Consider the following 18,317-nt stretch of genomic DNA (forward strand, 5'->3'; position numbering starts at 1 on the left):
TGACGGAGACCCTGCACGGCGCCGTGCAGAAGTTCACACAAAATTATGAAATTATTAGTTAATTTTTTACCCAATTTTCGCATCCGGGCCAGTGGGGCGAAAACGCTCAGACGCATAAAATTTTCAAAGTGGCCTAAAAAGCACGCCCCATAACCCGCGCAAACATGACTTTCGATTTCAATATTTCGTAGGGCGTCCGGTTTTCTTGTCGGGCTTTCCAACCTATAAGACCTCATCCTTTGAAGATGACCGAAAACAGCATGTAAAGGGAAGGCAAGGCCGATGACCGCAACCCGTACCGAAACCGATACTTTTGGCCCGATCGACGTCGCCGCCGACCGATATTGGGGCGCCCAGGCCGAACGTTCGCTTGGCAATTTCAAGATCGGCTGGGAAAAGCAACCGCTGTCGATCGTGCGCGCACTTGGCATCGTCAAACAGGCGGCCGCCCGCGCCAACATATCCCTCGGCCAGCTCGATCCCGCTCTCGGCCAAGCCATCATCGATGCCGCCCAGGAAGTAATCGACGGCAAGCTCGACGAGCATTTTCCGCTTGTCGTCTGGCAGACCGGTTCGGGTACGCAGTCCAACATGAATGCCAACGAAGTAATCTCCAATCGCGCTATAGAAATGCTCGGCGGCGTCATGGGTTCCAAGAAGCCGGTGCACCCGAACGATCACGTCAATATGAGCCAGTCGTCGAACGACACCTACCCGACGGCGATGCACATCGCCTGCGCCGAACGGATCGCCCATCACCTGCTGCCCGCCCTCAAACATCTGCATGCCGCCCTCGACATGAAGGTCACGGAATTCAGCCACATCATCAAGATCGGCCGCACCCATACCCAGGATGCGACGCCGCTGACGCTCGGCCAGGAATTTTCGGGTTATGCCGCCCAGGTCGGCTCCGCCATCAAGCGCATCGAAATGACCCTGCCCGGCCTCTGCGAGCTTGCCCAGGGCGGCACTGCCGTCGGCACCGGCCTCAATGCGCCGATGGGCTTTGCCGAAAAGGTCGCCGAAGAGATCGCCGCCATAACCGCCATGCCCTTCGTCACCGCGCCGAACAAGTTCGAGGCGCTCGCCTCGCATGACTCGATGGTGTTTTCCCATGGCGCCATCAATGCGGCGGCGGCCGCGCTGTTCAAGATCGCCAACGACATTCGCCTGCTCGGCTCGGGCCCGCGCGCCGGCCTCGGCGAGCTGGCGCTGCCGGAAAACGAGCCCGGCTCCTCGATCATGCCGGGCAAGGTTAACCCGACCCAGTGCGAGGCGCTGACGCAGGTCTGCATCCATATCTTCGGCAATCACGCAGCACTAACCTTCGCCGATAGCCAGGGCCATTTCGAGCTCAACGTCTACAATCCGATGATGGCCTATAATTTCCTGCAGTCGGTGCAGCTGCTGGCCGACGCCGCCGTCTCCTTCACCGACAACTGCGTCGTCGGCATCGAGGCGCGCGAGGACAACATCAAGGCAGGCCTCGAACGCTCGCTGATGCTGGTGACCGCACTCGCCCCGAAGATCGGCTACGACGCCGCCGCCAAGATCGCCAAAACAGCGCATAAGAACGGCACGACGCTGAAGGAAGAGGCCCTTGCCAGCGGCTTGGTGACATCGGAAGAGTACGACGAGATCGTGCGCCCGGAAACGATGATCGGGCCGAAGTAGGAAGGTCGCAAAGGCCACAGCCGCCGCCCATCCGGCTGCCGCCACCAACCGGGGTCGAGCCACAGGTCTCGACCCGTCCTTCGGACCCCCGCTCGCGGGGAGAAGGGGATATGCCGCAACGCCTCGACTCCCTCCAGCCTATAGCAAGGCAAACAGCGAAAAATTGTCCATCACGACAGAATTGCCCATGAAGTCGAAACGGATTTCTTCGATGTCTTCGAGATTGACCTCGAGAGTGGGGCCGGTGACCTCGAGTTCCTGCTGATAGACGATCTGGCCGTCGTTCAGCGCGGTGAGCGTCAGGTGAAAGGGCGCTGCCGACAATTCGGCAATCGAAACGCTCTGAAAGGTGAATTCCCCGCCATCGAGCATTTTCAAGCTTACGGGCGCAGAACCGGGCGATAGAACGGTATCGCTGAAACCGTCCTCGGTGATGGCGTTGACGCCCGGGATCGTGTCGTAGACGATGCCGTTCAGAAGCGTCACCTCGTGGCTGCCATTCACCGAGAGCGCAAAGTTGCGATAGTCAGGCAGAGAGAAATTATCGGCTCTCGATAAGACGCCCAGATCGTCGAAATTCAGGATTTCGTGGTATTTTTCGCCTACGTCGACGCCGTCGATCGCAAGGGTCAGCACGCCGAGGTCCGTGCCTCCTGAGCCATCGGACATCTTGAAGCTCAGCTTCTCGATGAGCTGATCGTATTTCGTTAAATTTTTCACGACGTCGAGCGTGTAGTCCAGCTCGTACTCGAAGTGACCGTCAGGTTTCAGTTTGAAGGTTCCGTATTCGCCCCTTATGATCGTTTCGTGGTCAGGCCCATGTTTGGCGTCGATACGCACGCCATTGACGAAGCGAACATACATGTCCGCTCCCTCGGGATCGCTGGAGAGGCGCAGCAGATTCCCACGGATCCAATTGTCTTCGAAAAAAACGAGAAGGTCGTCGACAGCAGTTGGCTTTGCATTTGTCATTGGAAGCCCCGGCAAGTTAACGCTGCCGGGAATATGTACCGGCCTCGAACAGAAGGCAACTTGAAGTCGTCTTTTTGTCGGACCGATCTCGACGGTTCGCCTCATCCGCCGCGCGTGGTCCTGATTGCTTTTGCCCCGCAGCGGATTTAGACCGGTTCCAATCTAGCGACGCCCTACCAGAAAGGTCACTTAGATGGCTGACGATCTCTTCCCCCTCGGCAAGGATGCCACCCTCTATCGCAAGCTCAGCGGCGACCATGTCTCGGTCGACACGTTCAAGGGCCAGGAGATCCTGACCGTCGAGCCGGAAGGCATCCGCCTGCTTGCCGAAACCGCCTTTGCCGACATCAACCACCTGCTGCGCCCCGGCCATTTGAAGCAGCTCGCCTCGATCCTCGACGACCCCGAGGCGACCGACAACGACCGCTTCGTCGCCTACGATCTCTTGAAGAACGCCAATATCGCCGCCGGTGGCGTGCTGCCCATGTGCCAGGACACCGGCACGGCGATCATCATGGGCAAGAAAGGCCGCAGGGTCTGGACCGAGGGCGAGGATACGGCGGCGCTGGCCCGCGGCGTCATGGACGCCTATGAGAAAAAGAACCTGCGTTACTCCCAGTTGGCACCGGTCAAAATGTTCGAAGAGAAGAACACCAAGAACAACCTGCCGGCCCAGATCGACATCTATGAGGAAGGCACCGACGCCTACGAGTTCCTCTTCGTTGCCAAGGGCGGCGGCTCGGCCAACAAGACCTTTCTCTATCAGGGCACGCCTTCGCTGCTGACCCATGACCGGATGATCGACTTCCTTAAGGAGAAGATCCTGACGTTAGGGACGGCAGCCTGTCCTCCTTATCATCTGGCGATCGTCATCGGCGGCACCTCGGCCGAGATGAACCTGAAAACCGTCAAGCTCGCCTCGACCCGCTATCTCGACGAACTGCCGACCGAGGGTTCCGAGAGTGGTCACGCCTTCCGCGACATCGAGATGGAGAAGGAAATCCACAAGCTGACACAGCAGATGGGCGTCGGTGCCCAGTTTGGCGGCAAGTATTTCTGTCATGACGTGCGTGTCATCCGCCTGCCCCGCCACGGCGCCTCGCTGCCGATCGGTCTCGGCGTCTCCTGTTCCGCCGATCGCCAGGCCAAGGGCAAAATCACCCGCGACGGCATTTTCATCGAGCAGCTCGAAACCGATCCGTCGAAATACATGCCTGAAATCGACGAGGCGAAACTGTCTGAATCGACCGTCCGCATCGACCTCAACCGGCCGATGGCCGACGTGCTGGCCGAGCTCTCCAGGCATCCCGTCAAGACCCGCCTGTCCCTGACCGGCACCATCATCGTCGCCCGCGACCTTGCCCATGCCAAGATTCGCGAACGGCTGGAAAAGGGCGAAGGCATGCCCGAATACCTGAAAAATCACCCGGTCTATTATGCCGGTCCCGCCAAGACGCCGGCCGGTTACGCCTCCGGCTCCTTCGGCCCGACGACGGCCGGCCGCATGGATAGTTACGTCGACCAGTTCCAGTCCTTCGGCGGCTCGATGGTGATGCTTGCCAAGGGCAACCGCTCGCGCGCCGTGCGCGAGGCCTGCAAGAAACATGGTGGCTTCTACCTCGGCTCGATCGGCGGCCCCGCCGCCCGCCTCGCCCAGGACTGTATCCGCAAGGTCGAAGTGTTCGAATATCCCGAACTCGGCATGGAAGCAGTCTGGAAGATCGAAGTCGAGGATTTCCCCGCCTTCATCGTCATCGACGACAAGGGCAATGATTTCTTCCAGGAATTGAACCTGGGGTGATTGCGGCAGGTGCCATTCGACGCCCAGCGGATTTTCTACCGCAGCGCCCCGTTCGAAATATCCGCCGCATTCACCACGTCACCGTCATCCACCCTCGCCAGGATTTCCGTCCGGAATGCGCTGGCGAGGAAGCCGCTCTGCTCCAGCAGCAACGCGCCTACGGTCATGACGGCGACGGTGAGGATGGCGAAAGAAATATGGCGCGACCTTTGCATGTTTCACGCCTGAATTTGCAGGCTGTGACCGAGGCCGCGGTCGGCAAGTATCGTTACAAAATACCCGTTCTGAAATATGAGGCGGCCAAAACAAGCTGTCGACAAGATGAATATGATCCCCAACGCACAGAAGAACTGTAAGTTTTTCGGACACTGCTCCCGCGTAACGGGTATGCACCGTCTCGCAAAATATACATTTTCCCGTGCAGAATCATAGGCCTGCATGAAGAATTGGCCCATGAAGCAGTTGTCGTATGTAATCTTTGGTATATGTCGCTTTAATCTTTTCCCAAGAAATTTAAGCTAACAACTAAAATATTGCCTTTGAATATATGAGGAGTATCGCCGGATGAATACGGCTGTCGCGCCCAAGGTGCAGGTTCCCGACGTAGCGGGCCAGATCACCTATGCCATGCGCTCGATGGGCGTTGCGCCGATACCGCGCAATTACGAACTCTTCTACGAGGCCTATATCGGCTCCAATCCGACCCTCACCCGCGAGCTCGCGGCGCTCGGCGCCCAGGCCACGCAGGCCGAACTCGACGCGCTCGGCGCGCAATATTTTACCAGCAATCCGGCCCGTGTCGTCGACGACGCCCATAGCCGCATATCAGGCGAACTGGATGGCCTGTTGCGCATCCTGAGACAGGAACAGAGTTCGCTGGAAAGCTATACAAGACTGCTCGGCGAGACCCATAAGCGTATCACCTCGAAGAGCAATGCCAGCGTCGAATTGATCGAAAACGCCATCGAACTTTTGAGCCAGGCGACCGGCGACACCATGGCGCATGGCGAACGCACAGTCGAGGACGTCGTCCAGCGCTCGCAGGAGATGGATCAGGTCCGCAAGGAACTCGACGAATACAAGCGCATCGCCAACACCGATTCGCTGACGCGCCTTTCCAACCGCCGCGCCTTCGACGAGCGCCTGGCCGCCGTCTTCAACAATCCCGGCATGCGGCCCGTGACGGCGCTGCTGCTCGCCGACATCGACAACTTCAAGAAGATCAACGACACCTACGGCCATCCGGTCGGCGACAAGATCCTCGCCACCGTCGCCTCGGTGATCCGCAGCAACGTCAGGCGCGACGTCTTCGTCGCCCGCGCCGGCGGCGAGGAATTCGCCCTCATCATCGACGGCAATACACCGGAGGAAATCACGGCGATCGCCGAGCGCATCCGCCGCACGCTGGAAACGACGCCGTTCAAGAATTCCCGCACGCGGGTGAATTACGGTCCGATCACCGTGTCGATCGGCATCTGCATGGCCTCCAGCGCAGAGGATGCCGGCGAACTCTACAGCAAGACCGACATCGCCCTTTACGGCGCCAAGAATGCCGGCCGCAACTGCACCATCCTCTATCAGGACGGCATGCAGAAGGATTTCACCAAAAGCTGGCTGATTTACAAGAGCTGAGGCAATTCCGCGCCACGGGCCGCTTTACCACATCGTCTTCGCCGCGCGTCCGGGCCATTCCCGGTCGTAGGTTTCCTGGTCGAAATCGGCAACGGCGGCCTTCAGCATCTGTCCCGGGCTCGGCAGGCCCGCCGGATCGGCGAAGTGCGCGGCATTCCAGAGCTCCGCACGCATCACCGCCCGCGCGCACTGGAAATAGACCTCGTCGATCGAAATCACCACGACGGTGCGCGGATGTTTGCCGTCCATCTCGAAACTTGAAAGCAGCACGGCATCGTCGGAGACGACGCCGCGGCCGTTGATGCGCATCGTCGTATTCGAGCCGGGGATCAGGAACATCAGTGCCAGCCGGGGATCGCGCACGATATTGGAAAGCGAATCGACGCGGTTGTTGCCGCGCCAGTCCGGCAGGTGCAGCGTCGCGTCGTCGACGACGCGCACCACGCCGCCGAGATCGCCGCGCGGTGAACAGTCGAGCCCCTCCGGCCCGACGGTCGCAAGTGCTGCGAAGGGCGAGATCTCGATCATCTCCCGATAGAGCGGCGTCAGTTGCTTTGTCACCTTGTCGACCGAGGCCTGCGATAGCCCGGCGCCATAGATCGTATTGAGTTCGTCGATGTTGCTGATGATTTTCATAAGGCGTCCCGCCGCGGCTTGATCTTGCGACGGACGCTACAATGCCGCGCGCCGCGCCGGAAGCTCAAAAAACGGAATGATCTCCGCATCTTTTTTGATGCTTTCGCAGGCAGCACCCGCTTCGCTTAGATCGCCCGCCAGAAATGCCGCGATCGCGGCAAGGACAGGGACCGCGGCGACGATCCGCCGATGGCCGAAGCCATTCGCCCAGAACAGCCGGACATTCCCGCCCGCCGCGCCATAACGCCTGGCATGGGCCGGCGACACCTCCTTGTCGTCCTCGGCGTGAATGACCAGCACCGGCCGGCCGATGGCGCCGGCGGTGTTGCCGGCGTCGAACGCGTCAAGTCTCCGACCGGTGACGCGGTGAACCTCATTCTCCAGCGCCGCCTGCGCGGCAGGGCGAAGACCGATCATCCGGCCGAAATCGGTAAACAGCCAGCGCATCTCGCTCGGCGCGCCGATCAGCACCAGCCGCTCGCAGGTAACAGGGGCCACACCGGCCAGCAGGCCTGATGCCGCCACCATCAGCGCCGCACCGCCGAAGGAATGGCCGATCACAGCATCGAAAGCGCCGAAGCGCTCTTCGGCAGCGGCAATCGCCCCGACCGCAAGCCCCATATGCAGGAAACGCCCGCCCGCGCCTCCGTGACCGGGAAAATCGAGCGCCACCACCTCGGCACCGGTCGCCGAAAGCATCGAAATGAGCTCGGCCATATATTCCGCGCTCGAACCCCAGCCGTGTGTCACCAGGAAGCGCTTGCGTTTGCCCCGCGCCCCGCCGTTAAGCCGATAGGCATGGGCTTTCGCTCCGCCGGCAAGCGTGAGGGTGAAACGTTCGGCCCCGGCAAGCCGGGCCGCGCCCGCCGCATGCGCCGCCTTCGCCCTTGCTCCCTTCGGCCGCGGCGACGGTGTGCGGCAGAACAGCCGGAACGCCGCCCTGCCCGCCAGATCAGGCGAAACCGCCTGCAGAGCCGAAAACCCGAGACGGGTGACCTCAAGCGCAAAATTTGCCATAGTGAGAATCCAAAAGACTGTTCAACACTGAACAATAAAGTACAACGATGAACAAAAATCAATCCCTTCCCTGGGATCATCCGCGTTTTCGCAGCTGGATCGCGGTGGCGCGCGCCTGCCAGCTGATGCAGCAATCGCTGTCCCGCTCGCTTGCCGAACTCGATATCAAGCCGCCGCACCTCGATATCCTGGTCAATCTCTACCGTTTCGAAGGCATTTCGCAGCAGGAACTGGCCCGCAAGCTGCTCGTCGGCCGCTCCAATATGAGCATGCTGTTGCCGCAGATGGAAAAACGCGGGCTGATCGAGCGGCGCGGCGATGAACGAGACAAGCGCGTGCTGCGCCTCTATCTTACCGGCGAAGGCCGCAGGCTGACCGAGGCGGCGATGGCGATCCAGACCGATCTCATCGAACGCACGCTCTCCGACGAACCGATCGAACAATGCATGGCGACCGCCACCTCGATGGAGCGCATCGTCACTATCCTGCTCAAGGATCTCAGCGACGAGGATTGATGATCAATGCAGCGTCGGCGCTGCCGCCGTACCGGTCAGCGAGCGGTATTCCCAGGCAGCGACGATGATCAGCACCAGCGTCGCCAGAATGCCCAGCAGATAGATCTCGATGAAGGGCGCTGCGAAGGCAAACAGGATCAGCAACACCAGGCCGGCAAGATGCGACAGCGGCAGCCGGCCGCTGGTCGCGCCCTTGAACCAGAGATTGCCGATCAGGAACAGCCCGGAGCCGCCGAGCACCGCCGCAGCAATGCCGAGATCGCCGGTCTCGTGCGGATGCGAGAACATGAACTCGACCGCCACCGCATGCACGATAATGCCGGCGAGGATCGGGATATGCCCGTAGGTGAAGGCCTGCCGCGCCAAGCTCCCCGGCGTCGCCTCATGTTCGATTCGGTGAGCGGCACGCTGGTGGCCGAAGCGGAAATACAGCCACCACATGGCGACCGTGCCGACGAAGCCGGTGACGAAGACGATGCCGGTCAGCCCTGAAACCGGCAGCTCCGAAAAGGTGCGGCCGGAAACCAGGATCGCCTCGCCGAGGCAGATGATGACGAAGAGCGCGCAGCGCTCGGCCATATGCGCGCCAGAAACATCCCAGTCACTTGGCCTCGAGCGGCCAAGCCCCGGCATGGCAAAACCTGCGGCCGGCCCGGCATATTCGATGGTGAGCGCGATCACCCAGGCGATCAGCCGGGCCTCATGCTCGAGCAGCCCGCCGGCAATCCAGAAGACGGCGGCCACTGCGAGCCAGGTGGTGATCCGGATGAAATTCAGCGTATTGGCGCGGTCGACGCGCGTCATTGCATAGGTGGCAAACAGCGAGCGCCCGACCTGCATCGCCACATAGGCGCCGGCAAAGAGCAGCCCCTTGTCGCCGAAGGCTTCGGGAATGGAGGCCGACAGCAACAGCCCGAGCATCATCAGCGCCACCAGCATGCCGCGCACCGGCATCTTGTCCGGATCGAGCCAGTTCGTCACCCAGGTGGTGAAGATCCACACCCACCAGACGGCAAAGGTCATCAGCGCCGCTTCGGCCGCACCGAGCGGCGTATAATGGGCGGCAAGCGCATGCGACAGCTGCGAGATCGAAAAGACAAACACCAGGTCGAAGAACAGCTCAAGGAAGGTCACCTTGTTGCCGCTCGCACTCCCCTTGGCGCGCAGCCAGTTCTTTCCCGTTTTCGTCATATCGCCCCCGATACTTATAAAATTTCAGCGTGAGCGTCAGCGCGGCTTTTCCGCCGTGTCGCGGCTCATGCCCTTTTCGCTGAGTTCATCCTCATAGGCCGAAAACAGCTCAGCGCCCCGTTCGCCGAGTTCGCGCAGATAGGTCCAGGTGTAGATGCCGGTATCGTGCATGTCGTCGAAACCGATCCTCACCGCATAATTGCCGGTCGGCATCATCGAAATGATCGCGACGTTGCGCTTGCCTGGCACCGTCACCTTCTGCCCCGGCCCATGCCCCTGCACCTCGGCCGAGGGCGACAGCACGCGCAGCATCTCGGCCGAGAGGTCGTAGCTCTGGCCGTCGTTGAAGGTCACCACCAGCCGCTGCCTGTCTTTCGAGACGCGGAGTTCGCTCGGCCAGATATCGCTCATCTCTATCACCCTCATTCTCTTGGAGAAGTAGGCGTTCGTCTTTTTCGAGGCAAGCGTAAATTAGCGTGGACGAAATCCGTTTCCCTTGACGGCGCAATCACATATGCACACATAGAAAGATATCGCTTGAAAATCCGGTCTGGCGCGCTTCAGATCCGCTCGCGGAGGAATTGGTGAATACGAGAATCGGAACGATAGGCAATGCATCGCTGCTGGCGGCGGATGCACATCCGATGATCGACCCTTTCGGCCGGGCCGTCACCTATCTCCGCGTCTCCGTTACCGACCGCTGCGATTTCCGCTGCACCTATTGCATGGCCGAGAACATGACCTTCCTGCCGAAGAAGGACCTGTTGACGCTCGAAGAGCTTGATCGGGTCTGTTCCGCCTTCATCGCCAAGGGCGTGAAGAAGATCAGGCTGACCGGCGGCGAGCCGCTGGTGCGCAAGAACATCATGTATCTGGTGCGCCAGCTCGGCCAAAAGATCGGTTCCGGCCTCGACGAGCTGACGCTGACCACCAACGGTTCGCAGCTCGCCCGCCATGCCGAGGAGCTTTATGATTGCGGCGTGCGCCGCATCAACGTCTCGCTCGATACGCTCGATCCCGACAAATTCCGCAAGATCACCCGCTGGGGCGATTTCGCCAAGGTCATGGAAGGCATCGACGCCGCGCAAAAGGCCGGGCTGAAGATCAAGCTCAATGCCGTGGCGCTGAAGGATTTCAACGAGGCCGAGATGCCCGATCTCCTGCGTTTTGCCCATGGCCGCGGCATGGATCTGACCGTCATCGAAACCATGCCGATGGGCGAGATCGAAGAAGACCGCACCGACCAGTACCTGCCACTCTCCAAGCTGCGCGCCGACCTCGAAGACCAGTTCACCCTCACTGATATCGACTATCAGACCGGCGGCCCGGCACGTTACGTCAGGGTCGCAGAAACCGGCGGCCGCCTCGGCTTTATCACGCCGATGACCCATAATTTCTGCGAAAGCTGCAACCGCGTCCGCCTCACCTGCACCGGCACGCTCTACATGTGCCTCGGCCAGAACGACGCCGCCGACCTGCGTTCAGCCCTGCGCGCCACCGAAGACGACGCCCTCCTCCTCACCGCCATCGACGAAGCCATCACCCGCAAGCCGAAGGGCCACGACTTCATCATCGACCGCACCCATAACCGCCCGGCCGTGGCCAGGCATATGAGTGTTACGGGGGGGTGAGGCCCGGTCCCCGCAAAGCGGGGAGCGATCGATCCAGTGAATCGATCGCAGGGCCGAACGCCCTGAGCCCAAGCGAAGGGCCGGGATACGGTGCGGCTTGCTCCCTGCTGCAGCACAGCGGCCAAAGAGAGCCTGACGATGAGGAGGGTTGGAGGATGCCGCACCCCAGTAAGAGGCGCTGGCGGATGCCACACCCCCCTCTGCCCTGCCGGGCATCTCCCCCACAAGGGGAGAGATCGGATGGGCGCAACGGCTTCCCCAAACAATGACGGATCGGTATGCCGCGCGTCGGTAGAGCGGGATCGACGGTCCAACCTCCTGCCGATCTCCCTCCTTGTGGGGGAGATGCCCGGCAGGGCAGAGGGGGTATCCCACGGTGAAACCTTGAACTAAGTTGTGCCGCCAGATGCGCCGGCGTCGTATGCATGCAAGGAACAGGTTGCAGCAGGTCGCGGGCACTCGGCGCAATCACCCAGGCTTACGCGCACAAATCGCAAACCGATCCTGCACCATCCGCTCGAGCCCCCTCAGCAACGGCATCTTGCGCGCCTGCGCCCAGTGAATGTCGCCAAGCTTGCGATCGACCACAATGTCCACGAAACCGGCCTTGCGCAAAAGATCGACGATCGCTTCGGCCGGCATCTCCTTGGCAAAGTGCACGCGGGAACGGATCTTCTGGTGCCGCGCCATCATCTCCGGCGACATATGGCTTGCCGCCGGCTTGCCGGTCAGCCTCGTCCAGAGCTTCTGCAGACCCTTGACCCAGGTCTCCTTGCCCATATTGCCGTCGACGATCAGCACCTTTCCGCCCGGCTTCAGCACCGCGAACCATTCCTTGAAGGCCGATGCCGGGTCCACCAGTGTCCAGACGAGATGCCGGTTGGTAATGGCGTCGTAGCTGTCCCGCGGCTCCATCGTGTTTTCGGCGTCGCCGGAAACGAAGCGGATATCGGTGCCGCGCTTCTTCGCCTTGGCGCGCGCCTGCGCCAGCATCGCATCCGACCAGTCGAGCCCGGTGACCTTGAAGCCGACATCATGCATCAGATGCGAGATGACGGCGGTGCCGCAGGCCACATCGAGCAGCGGGCGCCCTTGCCCCTCGCCGAGATGCTTTCTGATCAGCCGCTGCCAGCCCTTCCGTTCGCCTTCCGAAAAAATTTCATGGCCGACGCTCTGGTCGAAGGTATCAGCCCGTTCCGACCAGAAGTCGCGGATTTCGTCACGGATGGAGTAGTTTGTATTCATGGAATTCATCGCAGGCACCCCGGCAGTGGATCAGTTTGGAAACGCTCTAAAACATATAACTTGATTCATAAAGTCATATTTCTTATGGCTGCGGACATTATTCAGACCTCGGGGAAATTTCCAGATGAATTTCGTGAAAATATTGGCAGTCTCGGCAGCTGCGCTTGCCGGCTTGATGCCGCTTTCGGCTTGGGCGCAATCCTTCACCATCAAGGATGTGGCAGGCCGCGAAGTGAGCTTCGATAAGCCGGTCGAACGTGTGATCCTTGGGGAGGGCCGCATGCTCTATGCGGTCGCCCCGATCGAGAAGGAAGATCCGTTCGCCAAGATCGTCGGCTGGCGCAACGATCTCTGGACCACCGACAAGGATGGCTTCAATGCCTATGTCGAGAAGTTTCCAAAGGGCAAGGACCTGCCCTTCCTCGGCAATCTGACTGACGGCACGCTGCAGACCGAAACGGTCGTCAAGCTGCATCCCGATGTGCTGCTGCTGCCGATCGGCAACAAGACGGCGGCCGACGAGGTGAAGCTCGAAGAGATGCTCGCCGGCATCGGCGTCAAGATCGTCTATATCGATTTCCGCGAGCACATTCTCGCCAACACCGAGCCGAGCCTGAAGATCCTCGGCAAGCTCTTCGGCCATGAGGATCGCGCCGAAGCCGTTGCCAGCTTCTGGAAAGAACAGATGGCGCGCGTGACCGACAAGTTGAAGACCGCCAATCCGCCGAAACCTGACGTTTTCATGTACCGCGCCGCGGGACTGGTGGATTGCTGCGGCACGTTCGGCCCCGATAATTTCGGCATGATGGTCGATTGGGCCGGCGGCCACAATCTCGGCTCCGATTTCCTGCCGGGTTATACCGGCTCGATCAATGCCGAACAGGTCGTCGCCTCCAATCCGGACGTCATCGTCGTCACCGGCTCCAACTGGAGCCAGACCAAGGATGCCAAGGACTTCGTCAATGTCGGTCCGAACGCAGCCGCAACCTTCGGCGACAGCCGCAAAGCGCTGATCACGCTGATGGAAAACCCCGCCTTCACCGGCTCCAGGGCGGTTGCCGGCGGCAATGTCCATGCGATCTGGCACCAGTTCTATACCAGCCCCTACCAGTTCGTCGCCGTCCAGCAGCTGGCCAAGTGGTTCCACCCGAACCTCTTTGCCGATCTCGATCCGGATGCCACCTTCAAGGAATTCCACGAGAAATTCCTGCCGGTCGCCTATCAGCCGGGTTACTGGGTCGACGCCAAGGCGGGCAAGTAATCCCCGATGGCCGAGATCGCCGCAACATCGATCGACGCGGAAGCCGGGAGGGAGCGCTACCGCGCCCTCGCCCGGCGCAAACTGCTGATTCTGGCCGCCATGACGGCAGCACTCTGCCTGTCCTTTGCCGTCGATCTCGCCTGGGGGCCGGCCCGCTACAGCCTCGGTGAGGTTGTCGCCGCCCTCCTCGACCCCACTTCCGTTTCCGACCAGGTGCGGGCCGTCGTCTGGAATATCCGCATGCCGGTCGCCGTCATGGCGATCGTCGTCGGCGCCTCGCTCTCCGTCGCCGGCGCCCAGATGCAGACGATCCTCGCCAATCCGCTCGCCAGCCCCTTCACGCTCGGCATCTCGGCCGCGGCAAGCTTTGGTGCGGCACTGGCGATCGTCACCAGCGTTCCGCTTCTGCCGGTCGCCGCCGGCCTGCTGGTGCCGGTCAATGCCTTCATCATGGCGCTGATCGCCACCCTCTTCATCCATTTCGTCTCGCAGGCCCGCGGTGTGTCGGTGCAGACGGTTGTGCTGCTCGGCATTGCGCTGGTCTTCACCTTCAATGCGGCTCTCGCCTTCCTGCAATATCTCGCCTCCGAACAGGCGCTGTCTTCAGTCGTCTTCTGGACGATGGGCAGCCTTACCAAGGCGACATGGCCAAAAATCTGGGTGACGCTCGCCGTTCTCTTGGCCGCACTCCCGCTCTTTGCCCGCAATGCCTGGGCGCTGACCGCAATTCGCCTCGGCGAGGACAAGGCCGCAAGCTTCGGCGTCAATGTCCGCCGCATCCGGCTGGAAACCATGCTGGTTGTCTCTCTGCTTGCCGCCGTCCCGGTGAGCTTCGTCGGCACCATCGGTTTCGTCGGCCTCGTCGGGCCGCATATCGCGCGCATGATCCTCGGCGAGGATCAGCGCTTCTTCCTGCCGGGCTCGATCCTTTCGGGCGCGCTGCTGCTGTCGCTGACCTCGATCGTCTCGAAATCGATCATCCCCGGCGTGGTCTTCCCGATCGGCATCATCACCGCGCTGGTCGGCGTGCCCTTCTTCTTCTCGCTCATCCTCTCGAACAGGAGCCGGTCATGGTAGCGCTTCAATTGCAGTCGGTCGGCGCCTATCACGGCCGCAAGCTCTTCGTCGAAGGCGTGACGACGCCGATGATGAAATCGGGCGAGATCGTCGCGGTCATCGGCCCGAATGCCGCCGGCAAGTCGACGCTGTTCAAGCGCATCACCGGCCTGCTCAAGGGCCCGGGCCATGTTGTGGTCGAAGGTTCGAAGGCGAAAAACGCCATCAGCTACATGCCGCAGGATACCTCGGCCAATGCGGTGCTGACCGTCTACGAATCCATCCTGCTCGCCCGCAAACAGGGCCAATCCTGGGCCGTCGGCGACGGCGACCTGCGCTTCATCGACGAGATCATGGCAGCGCTCGATATCACCGCCATCGCCTTCCGTGACCTCGGCGCGCTCTCCGGCGGCCAGCGCCAGCTCGTCTCGATCGCCCAGGCGCTGGTCCGCGAGCCGGAAATCATGCTGATGGACGAACCCACAAGCGCCCTCGACCTCCACCGCCAGGTGGAAGTTCTCGATTTCATGCGCCGCCAGGCCCGCGCCAAAGGCATGCTCGTGCTGATCGCCATCCACGACCTCAACCAGGCGCTGCGCTTCGCCGACAAAGTCCTCGTCATCGCCAACGGCCGCATGCGCGCCTGCGGCGCCCCAAGGGATGTCGTCACCGCCGAGATGCTGCGGGAGATCTATAGGGTCGAAGCCCGGGTTGAGAAATGCTCGCTGGAATATGACCATGTGATCGTGGATGGAACGGCGCATTGACCCGGTGAGCCTATCCTGAGGCGCCAATACCCGAGAGAGCCTCATCCTTGTACGCTGCCATTGCTGTATAGCGGGGTTGTGCGACGGGAATGCGTATTTCAGGATGAGAGTGGACGGGCATGCCGTGTGGCACCCCCTCTGTCCTGCCGGACATCTCCCCCACAAGGGTGGAGATTGGCAAGTGGCCTGATCCTTGCTCCCTCTCAGTCGGCAGCGACAATCACGTTGCTTTAGTTGTTTGGAGAGGCCGTCACGCCCAGCCGATCTCCCTCCTTGTGGGGGAGATGTCCGGCAGGACAGAGTGGGTGCCAAACGGCACGCCGGCAAAGGAAAAAAGAAACTGTCTCACGCCCAAGAGAGCCTCATCGTTGCTGAGGCGCGAAGGACGAGGCGGGCACTTCATCACCCTGCCCCCGTCAGTCGATCAATCGCTGCGCCGTAAATTTGTCGGTCACCAGCATGTCGATCACCCCGACGCGGAGAGCGCCTGAAATGGCGTCCGTCTTCTTGGCGCCGCCGGCCAGCGCAATGACCCGGTCCACCCGTTCGAGATCCTCGAGCGGAAGTCCCATGACCCGGTCATCCAGCGGCGTCTTGACCGGCTTGCCGTTCTTGTCGAAGAAGCGCAGCGAGATATCGCCGACGGCTCCGGCTTCCGCGAGATCGGACAGTTCGCGGGACGAAAAGATGTTGCCGGAGCGTGCGAGAAGTTCGGAGGGTTCGACGGCTCCGATTCCGACAATTGCAAGCGTGATGCTGCCGAACAAGTCGATCGTCTCGCGGACGAACGGATCGGCCTGCATCAGAAGCTTTGCCTCCCTAGATGGCGTAACGCCCTGCACGGCGAGCAGTTTTGGCTCGGCGCCGGTCAGCCGGGCAAGCCGCGTGGTCAGCTGCGTCGCATGCGTCTGCACCGAGGGATCGCCCATGCCTCCAAGGGTTTGCACGACATACTTCGCCTGAGCGCTCTTCTGCGGATGAATGTTCTCGACCATCTTGAAGATGGTCTGGCTCCAGCTCGAAACGCCGATGATCTCGCCTGGCGCGAGCGTCACCTCCAGGAGATGAGCCGCGGCCTCCCCGATCCGGGCCATGATGGCGCCGTCCCGATCTTCCGTGCACTCGACGACGATCGCCTCCGGCAAATCATATTTCTCGCGAAGCGCGCCCTCGAGTTCGCTGTAGGTGCCGACGGGAGGCGTCACGCTGGTTCGCACGATATCTTCCGCCTCGGCACGCTTGAGCATGCGCGACACCGTCGCCTGCGACAGGCGAAGGTGTTGCGCGATCTCCGCCTGTCGCCGCCCCTCCAGGTGGTACATCTGGGCGACCCTCGATATGAGGCGGAGTTCGTTGAGGCGAGTCATCGCTAATCCTGGCGTGAATTTTTATTCATCATTAGCCGTTGTATCGCGTAACGTCGAGCGGGCAAGCGCATCATTCCATGTATCCAGAAGCACCGCTCGATCCACGGCTTCCGGGTCGATGACGTGCGAGCTCCGCGGCAGCTCCGCGATGACATCGAGATCGCTCCACAAGCCAAGTGAGAGACCCGCAAGATATGCAGCCCCCAAGGCCGACGCCTCGGGTGCTTCGCATTGGATCACGGGATGTTCGATGAGGTTGGCGACACACTGCATCAGGAAGCGGTTCTGGCTCGGTCCGCCATCGACATAAAGCGCCCCGAGCTCGCCGCCGCTTTGTGCCCGCATGGCGGCGATCACGTCGTGCACCTGCAGGGCGATCGAGTCGGTGACCGACCGCGCCATTTGCGCTCGCGTCGTATTGAAGTTGATCTGGGAAAACAGCGCACGGGCGTCGGAATTCCAATAGGGTGCGCCCAATCCGACGAATGCCGGCACGAAGCCCGGTCCGCCCGGTTCGGCGCTCGCCGCAAGCTCGACAAGGGCAGCCACATCAGAAAGGCCGAGAATGCCTGCCATCCAGGGGAGACTGGCGGCGCAAACGAGAATATTGCCTTCGAAAGCGAAAGTCGGTTTTCCCCCGATACGCCATGCGACGGTGGTTGTGACGCCATTGCGTGGGGGAATAAATTGCGCAAGCGTCGTCATGACCGAAGAGCCGGTTCCGAAGGTTACCTTGCCGTCGCCCGGCTTGAAGGCTCCATGACCAAACAGCGCCGCATGACTGTCGCCGATCGCGGCCATGATCGGAGTGCCATCCGGCACGCCCGGCAATCCTTGCGTCCTGCCGAAATCGGCAGAGCTGTCGAGCACTTCGGGCAGCAGCGCGATATCGACGCCGAAAATCTCGCCGAGTTCCTCGCTCCATCGCTGCTCCCGGAGATCGAACAACTGGCTCCTGGCGGCATTGGAAGCATCGCAGACATGCCGGCGTCCGCCCGTCAGGCAGTGGATCAGCCAACTGTCGACCGTTCCGAGCCGCACCGATCGCCCAGCCGGAATACGGTCGAGCAGCCATCGGAATTTCGACCCCGGAAACATCGGATCCAGTGGCAGGCCTGTGAGCGTCTGCACCCGGTCAAGCTGGCCTACGGCAATGAGCCGTTCGCAATCCGGTGCCGTTCGACGGCACTGCCAGCTGACCACCGGTCCAAGGGCTTCTCCCGTTTCGGCATCCCAGGCAGTGACGGACTCACGCTGGTTGGAAATCGCCACGGCCGCGATAGCCACGTCAGGGCTGGCCTTCAGGCAGGCGTCGATCGCCTCGCAGACCGATGCGTAAAGGCGGCCTGGGTCCTGTTCGACCCAGCCCAGCTTCGGATAGGTGATGCCGACTGGAGCCGAACCTCTGCCGACGATTTCTCCCTTTTCGGATACGAGAACCGCCTTTGAATTGGTCGTGCCCTGGTCGATTGCCAGAATTGCCCGCATTCCATCCTCCCTGGATCAGGTGGCGGCCGGGACGTCAAGAAAACGTCCAGGCTGATCACATGAT

17 protein-coding genes are annotated in these 18,317 nt (G+C 61.3%); 8 read left to right on the forward strand and 9 right to left on the reverse strand.

Going from position 1 to position 18,317, the window contains the following annotated elements:
- Window positions 1-282 precede the first annotated feature (282 nt).
- Entirely contained in the window at window positions 283-1,674 is a 1,392-nt protein-coding gene (fumC, locus tag RLEG4DRAFT_RS20905) for a class II fumarate hydratase (RefSeq protein WP_003579685.1), read from the forward strand.
- A gap of 138 nt (window positions 1,675-1,812) precedes the next feature.
- Here the strand turns inward: fumC and RLEG4DRAFT_RS20910 are convergent, their stop codons facing one another.
- Complete coding sequence (locus RLEG4DRAFT_RS20910) at window positions 1,813-2,646, reverse strand: VCBS domain-containing protein (RefSeq protein WP_003579687.1); 834 nt, start codon at window positions 2,644-2,646, stop codon at window positions 1,813-1,815.
- 193 nt (window positions 2,647-2,839) lie between these two features.
- Here RLEG4DRAFT_RS20910 and RLEG4DRAFT_RS20915 point away from each other — a divergent pair, with 193 nt between their 5' ends.
- Window positions 2,840-4,447, forward strand: a complete 1,608-nt coding sequence (locus RLEG4DRAFT_RS20915) for a fumarate hydratase (protein ID WP_003579688.1) — start codon at window positions 2,840-2,842, stop codon at window positions 4,445-4,447.
- Between the two features lie 35 nt (window positions 4,448-4,482).
- On the opposite strand, the gene RLEG4DRAFT_RS20920 is transcribed toward RLEG4DRAFT_RS20915, so the two are convergent.
- Entirely contained in the window at window positions 4,483-4,662 is a 180-nt protein-coding gene (locus RLEG4DRAFT_RS20920; protein ID WP_003579690.1) for a hypothetical protein, read from the reverse strand.
- A gap of 349 nt (window positions 4,663-5,011) precedes the next feature.
- Between RLEG4DRAFT_RS20920 and RLEG4DRAFT_RS20930 the strand changes: the two genes are divergently transcribed.
- Window positions 5,012-6,079 (forward strand): GGDEF domain-containing protein, encoded by a 1,068-nt coding sequence (locus RLEG4DRAFT_RS20930; RefSeq protein ID WP_003579691.1) that lies wholly within the window; start codon window positions 5,012-5,014, stop codon window positions 6,077-6,079.
- A gap of 24 nt (window positions 6,080-6,103) precedes the next feature.
- On the opposite strand, the gene RLEG4DRAFT_RS20935 is transcribed toward RLEG4DRAFT_RS20930, so the two are convergent.
- Window positions 6,104-6,715 (reverse strand): pyridoxamine 5'-phosphate oxidase family protein, encoded by a 612-nt coding sequence (locus RLEG4DRAFT_RS20935; protein WP_003579693.1) that lies wholly within the window; start codon window positions 6,713-6,715, stop codon window positions 6,104-6,106.
- A 36-nt stretch (window positions 6,716-6,751) separates the two neighbouring features.
- Window positions 6,752-7,732 (reverse strand): alpha/beta hydrolase, encoded by a 981-nt coding sequence (locus RLEG4DRAFT_RS20940; RefSeq protein WP_003579695.1) that lies wholly within the window; start codon window positions 7,730-7,732, stop codon window positions 6,752-6,754.
- Window positions 7,733-7,779: 47 nt separating this feature from the next.
- On the opposite strand from RLEG4DRAFT_RS20940, the gene RLEG4DRAFT_RS20945 reads away from it, so the two are divergent.
- Complete coding sequence (locus RLEG4DRAFT_RS20945) at window positions 7,780-8,247, forward strand: MarR family winged helix-turn-helix transcriptional regulator (RefSeq protein WP_003579696.1); 468 nt, start codon at window positions 7,780-7,782, stop codon at window positions 8,245-8,247.
- Between the two features lie 3 nt (window positions 8,248-8,250).
- On the opposite strand, the gene RLEG4DRAFT_RS20950 is transcribed toward RLEG4DRAFT_RS20945, so the two are convergent.
- On the reverse strand, window positions 8,251-9,438 hold the full coding sequence (locus tag RLEG4DRAFT_RS20950; protein ID WP_003579698.1) for a low temperature requirement protein A: 1,188 nt from the start codon (window positions 9,436-9,438) through the stop codon (window positions 8,251-8,253).
- Between the two features lie 36 nt (window positions 9,439-9,474).
- Window positions 9,475-9,849, reverse strand: a complete 375-nt coding sequence (locus RLEG4DRAFT_RS20955) for a gamma-butyrobetaine hydroxylase-like domain-containing protein (protein ID WP_003579700.1) — start codon at window positions 9,847-9,849, stop codon at window positions 9,475-9,477.
- A gap of 173 nt (window positions 9,850-10,022) precedes the next feature.
- On the opposite strand from RLEG4DRAFT_RS20955, the gene moaA reads away from it, so the two are divergent.
- Entirely contained in the window at window positions 10,023-11,069 is a 1,047-nt protein-coding gene (gene moaA, locus RLEG4DRAFT_RS20960; protein WP_003579702.1) for a GTP 3',8-cyclase MoaA, read from the forward strand.
- Between the two features lie 468 nt (window positions 11,070-11,537).
- On the opposite strand, the gene RLEG4DRAFT_RS20965 is transcribed toward moaA, so the two are convergent.
- Window positions 11,538-12,323, reverse strand: a complete 786-nt coding sequence (locus RLEG4DRAFT_RS20965; protein ID WP_003579704.1) for a class I SAM-dependent methyltransferase — start codon at window positions 12,321-12,323, stop codon at window positions 11,538-11,540.
- 115 nt (window positions 12,324-12,438) lie between these two features.
- Between RLEG4DRAFT_RS20965 and RLEG4DRAFT_RS20970 the strand changes: the two genes are divergently transcribed.
- Genes RLEG4DRAFT_RS20970 through RLEG4DRAFT_RS20980 form a run of 3 tightly spaced genes read left to right on the forward strand, consistent with a single transcriptional unit; the run spans window position 12,439 to window position 15,398 of the window.
- Window positions 12,439-13,575 carry an ABC transporter substrate-binding protein gene (locus tag RLEG4DRAFT_RS20970; RefSeq protein WP_003579707.1) on the forward strand — a complete coding sequence of 379 codons (1,137 nt, stop codon included), beginning with the start codon at window positions 12,439-12,441 and terminating at the stop codon, window positions 13,573-13,575.
- Between the two features lie 6 nt (window positions 13,576-13,581).
- Window positions 13,582-14,652 carry a FecCD family ABC transporter permease gene (locus RLEG4DRAFT_RS20975; protein WP_003579709.1) on the forward strand — a complete coding sequence of 357 codons (1,071 nt, stop codon included), beginning with the start codon at window positions 13,582-13,584 and terminating at the stop codon, window positions 14,650-14,652.
- Window positions 14,646-15,398: an ABC transporter ATP-binding protein gene (locus RLEG4DRAFT_RS20980; protein WP_003579710.1), complete on the forward strand. Its 753-nt coding sequence runs from the start codon at window positions 14,646-14,648 to the stop codon at window positions 15,396-15,398. The genes RLEG4DRAFT_RS20975 and RLEG4DRAFT_RS20980 overlap by 7 nt, the downstream gene beginning before the upstream one ends.
- A 416-nt stretch (window positions 15,399-15,814) precedes the next feature.
- Here RLEG4DRAFT_RS20980 and RLEG4DRAFT_RS20985 read toward each other — a convergent pair whose 3' ends face one another.
- Together RLEG4DRAFT_RS20985 and RLEG4DRAFT_RS20990 are read right to left on the reverse strand one after the other, a co-directional pair.
- Complete coding sequence (locus RLEG4DRAFT_RS20985; RefSeq protein ID WP_003579712.1) at window positions 15,815-16,765, reverse strand: sugar-binding transcriptional regulator; 951 nt, start codon at window positions 16,763-16,765, stop codon at window positions 15,815-15,817.
- A 21-nt stretch (window positions 16,766-16,786) separates the two neighbouring features.
- Window positions 16,787-18,253 carry an FGGY family carbohydrate kinase gene (locus RLEG4DRAFT_RS20990; RefSeq protein ID WP_003579714.1) on the reverse strand — a complete coding sequence of 489 codons (1,467 nt, stop codon included), beginning with the start codon at window positions 18,251-18,253 and terminating at the stop codon, window positions 16,787-16,789.
- Between the last annotated feature and the right edge of the window lie 64 nt (window positions 18,254-18,317).

The sequence above is a fragment of the Rhizobium leguminosarum bv. trifolii WSM2297 genome, from assembly GCF_000271845.1.